The sequence below is a fragment of the Acidiphilium sp. PM genome (genome assembly GCF_000219295.1).
GTDB classification, from domain to species: domain Bacteria; phylum Pseudomonadota; class Alphaproteobacteria; order Acetobacterales; family Acetobacteraceae; genus Acidiphilium; species Acidiphilium multivorum.
The window spans coordinates 1-3,882 of record NZ_AFPR01000110.1; the positions used below are offsets into that span (position 1 = coordinate 1).

The window sequence follows — 3,882 nt, forward strand, 5'->3', positions numbered from 1 at the left end:
CGGCCTGTTCGCCGAGCGCTGGCTGTTCTTCGCCGAGGCCACGCATGTCTCGGCCATCTATTACGGCCGCGCCGTCTGATCGCTGCCGGCGACGCCCTGGCGGATGAAGTCGGCGAGGCCCGGCTCTTCCGGCAGGGTTGACGGCGCCTCGCCATAGCGGGCGGCGAGCAGGCCGCGGCAGAGCGCGCCGTTGAACTCGGCGTTCAGCCCGACGCGGCGGATGTGGCGCAGATAGACGATCAGCGTTTCATGCATGATCCGCTCGCCGGCGCTGGTGACGAAGGCGAGATCCTCGCCGCCGGCAAGCGGGCGGCGGGCGAGGTAGCGGGCGCGCAGGGCAGGCCCCTCCCCGTCCAGCGCCAGGCGTTCGAGACCCTCGACCGTGAGATCGAGGAAGGCTTGCGCATCGTGGCCGGCGGCGAGCAGGTGGCGGAGCAGCGCCTCCTGCCGGCGCTCGAAGGATTTCAGGCCGAAATGCCGGCGGATGCCGGCGAGGTTCTCGCCCGCCTCCTGCGGGAAGGCATCGGCGAAATCCTTGCCCTCGGCGACGCCGTTGTTGATCTCGTCGATGAACATGTGCTCGTCGAGCCGGACATCGGCGCGCGTGACCCAGGGCAGGGCGGCGACAGCATCGCGCATGTCGGCGGCCATGAGGTAGGAGAAATTGGCGGCGCACCAGTAGGTGGGCAGGCGGAAGCCGACGCTGACGGCGCCGTCCTCGGCGATGTCGATGCCGGTGACGAAGCCGAGCTCGACCACGCTCTCGTCAAGTTCCGGATCGGTCACCTGATCGAGAGCGGCGCGCACCTCGTCGGTGCGCGCCTTGAGCATGGACATCACGCGGCCACCGGCGCCATCCGGCCGAGCTTGGCCTTCTGGGCGGCGATGTCGACCCCGTAGAGCCGGGCGGCGTTTTCGCCGAGGATCTTCTTCTTGCCCTCGAGCGTGAGCTGCTTGCCGGTCTCCTTCACCAGCTCGTCGGGGATCTCGAAGCTCATGAAGCGCTCGACCAGCCAGCGCGGCGTCCAGATCCCGTAGTCGGAGCCGAAGAGGATCTTGTCCTCGCCGAGCCAGAACAGCAGTTCGGACATCACCTTGGCGAAATAGCCGGGGCGCGAGTGGATGAAGGGCAGCACCACGGCGAGGCCGCCATAGACGTTGCTCTCCTGCACCGCGATCCAGCAGAAATCGTCGAGGCGCGGCAGGCCGCAATGCTCGACGATGAAGTTGAGGTTGGGGAAGTCGGTGGCGCAATGGTCGATGTCGGCGACGTCGAAGGCGTCGCGGTCGAGCGGGATGATGGTCGGGCCCTTGTGGACGTGGATGTTCTTGATCCCGAGCTTCTCGCAGCGTTCGAGATACTTGTAGGCGGCGGGATCGGAGAGCTTGTAGCCGCGGCTGTCGCCCTTCCATTCGGCGGTGTAGAGCTTCACCCCCTTGATCTTGTGGATCTCGGCCATGGCTTCGAGGGCTTCGAGCCCGCCCTCGCCGTCGCGCGGGTCGAAGGCGCCGTTGAGGATGAAGCGGTCGGGGTAGCGGGTTTTCAGCGCCGCGTTCTGTTCGAGCGTGTTGAAGCCGGTCTTGTAGAAATCCTTGAGGTAGGTGGGCTGGAAGATCGCCATGTCGTCCGGCCCGTCGATGAACAGGTCCTGCACCATCTGCTCGGCGCCGTATTTGGCGAATTTCTCCGGCGTCCAGAGCTGCTCCGGCGGGGAGAGCGAGGCGTGGTAGCCATAAAAGCAGTCGATGAATTGCTTGCCGTGAATGTTCCTGATGTTCTCGGGGCTGGCATCCCAGAGATGGACGTGGCCGTCGATGATGAAGATCTCTTCGCCGTCTTTCGTGGTGTACACTGGATCCGTTTCCTTCCTTCGGATTTGACGTGGTGAGCGCTGGTTTTTTTCGCTTCGTTCAGGGAATCAGCACGGCGCGGCCGCGGACCTTGCCGTGATGCAGGTCGTGCAGGGCGGCATTCGCCTCGTCGAGCCGGTATTCGCGGGTGGCGAGGGTCACCTTGCCCTGGTCAGCGAGCGCCATCAGCTCGATCAGCTCGGGATAGGTGCCGACGAGGTTGCCGACGATGGTCTTCTCGGAGGTGATCATGTCGATCGTGGGAATGTCGATCTTCCCGCCATAGCCGACGATGTAATAGTAGCCGCCGTCGCGGGTCATCGCGAGGCCTTTCGCCACGGCGTCGCCCTCGCCGACGAAGTCGATCACCGCCTCGGCGCCCTTGCCGCCGGTCAGGCGCATCACCTCGTCGAGCTCGGAGCCGTCCGCCTTCACCGCGAAATCGGCGCCGCATTCCTGGGCGAGGTGCAGCGCCATGTCGGCGCGGTCGACGATGATGATCCGGGCGGCGCACATCGCGCGCAGCACCTGGATGCCGATATGGCCGAGGCCGCCGGCGCCGATCACCACCGCGAACTGGCCGGGCAGCAGGTGGCGCGAGGCCTTCTTCGCGGCGCGGTAGGCGGTGAGCCCGGCATCGGTATGCGGGGCGACATCCTTCGGCGCGAGCGATTTCGGCAGCTTGATGATCGAGCGCGCGCCGGTGCGCAGCAGCTCGGCATAGCCGCCATTGCAGTTGATGCCGGGGAATTCGCTTTCCTCGGCGTGCATGTCGTCGCCGCGGCGGCAGGCGAGGCAGTGGCCGGAGGTGATCAGCGGATGGCAGATCACCGGGTCGCCCTTCTTCAGGTGGGTGACGGCGGAACCGACCTCCTCGATCCAGCCGGCGTTCTCGTGGCCCATGATGTGCGGGAACTTGAGATCGACCTTCGAGCGCCAGACGCCCTCGATGATGTGCAGGTCGGTCCGGCAGACGCCGGCGCCGCCGATGCGGACGATGACGTCGGTCGGGTTGCGGATCTGCGGTTCGGGCACGTCCTCGTAGGTGACGAAGTCGGGTGCGGTGAGCTTTTCGTCGTATCCGTGCAGCACGGCGGCTTTCATGGCGCGGTTCCCCCTGGTTCCTTGGTGAGGGGGATGCTGCATCGATCGTGCCAGCGCGCGGAGCGGCGGGATTCCGCGGGCTTCGCCAAAGGGACGAGGCCGTTCATGTTCCATTCCGCAACAGCGACGGAAAACAAGTGTTCCGTTGCGGCCCGTGCCCGTATAACCTCCATATTGGAAAAGGGTCCGCTGAAGACCAGTTAAAGCACCTGGCGGGTTGCCCGACGCGGCCCGGATGGCAAAAGGCTATCGGAGGAAACATGCTGGCGCATCGTGCCACCGACTCCCGTCTTGCGCAGGCGCGCTCGCTGCTCGAGCTGGGGCGCGCCATTCCGGCAGGGTTGCTGGCCGCGCCGATCGCCGCGAGCTGGCGGCGCTGCCTCGATGCCGGGCTGGACCCGCATCATCCGCCGAATGTCGGGCGGATCGAGCAGCACGAGCTCGAACGCCACCGCGCGGCGCACGAAACCGCAAGGCGCCTCGCCCGCGCCGAGATGCAGGCGCTGCACCGCCAGCTCGGGCGGGACAGTTTCGTGCTCGCCTTCGCCGATCCTGACGGGGTGCTGATCGACTCGCTGGTGAGCGAGGGGCGGCGCGGCGACATCGAGGCCTTCGGCATCGTGCCGGGGACGGTGTGGGAGGAATCGCTGGTCGGCACCAACGCGCTGGGGACGGCGAGCGCCTCGCGGCAGCGGATCGCGGTGCGCGGGGCGGAACATTTCTTCACCCATCACCAGCGGCTGAGCTGCATCGCCGCACCCATCTTCCTGCCCGACCGCACGCTCGCGGGCGTGCTGGACGCGACCTGCTTCAGCGAGGCCTATGCGCCGAACGCGCGCGCCATCGTCGCCCTCGCCGCGGCGGAGATCGAGGCGCGGCTGTTCCGCGCCCGCCTCGCCGGCAAGCGGCTGCTCGCCATCCACGGAA

At 67.0% G+C, this 3,882-nt stretch carries 4 protein-coding genes; 1 reads left to right on the forward strand and 3 read right to left on the reverse strand.

What is annotated here, in order from left to right:
* Positions 1–60 precede the first annotated feature (60 nt).
* From APM_RS05615 to APM_RS05625, 3 genes are read right to left on the reverse strand one after another with little or no spacing between them, the layout of a single operon-like run.
* Positions 61–837 (reverse strand): metal-sulfur cluster assembly factor, encoded by a 777-nt coding sequence (locus APM_RS05615; RefSeq protein WP_007422389.1) that lies wholly within the window; start codon positions 835–837, stop codon positions 61–63.
* A complete protein-coding gene (locus APM_RS05620) occupies positions 837–1,853 on the reverse strand; it encodes an amidohydrolase family protein (protein ID WP_007422390.1) in 1,017 nt (338 codons plus the stop codon). The genes APM_RS05615 and APM_RS05620 overlap by 1 nt, the downstream gene beginning before the upstream one ends.
* A gap of 58 nt (positions 1,854–1,911) precedes the next feature.
* Positions 1,912–2,955: an NAD(P)-dependent alcohol dehydrogenase gene (locus tag APM_RS05625; protein WP_007422391.1), complete on the reverse strand. Its 1,044-nt coding sequence runs from the start codon at positions 2,953–2,955 to the stop codon at positions 1,912–1,914.
* A 260-nt stretch (positions 2,956–3,215) separates the two neighbouring features.
* On the opposite strand from APM_RS05625, the gene APM_RS05630 reads away from it, so the two are divergent.
* Positions 3,216–3,882, forward strand: a 667-nt coding sequence (locus tag APM_RS05630) for a GAF domain-containing protein (RefSeq protein WP_007422392.1), incomplete at its 3' end; no start/stop codon positions are given.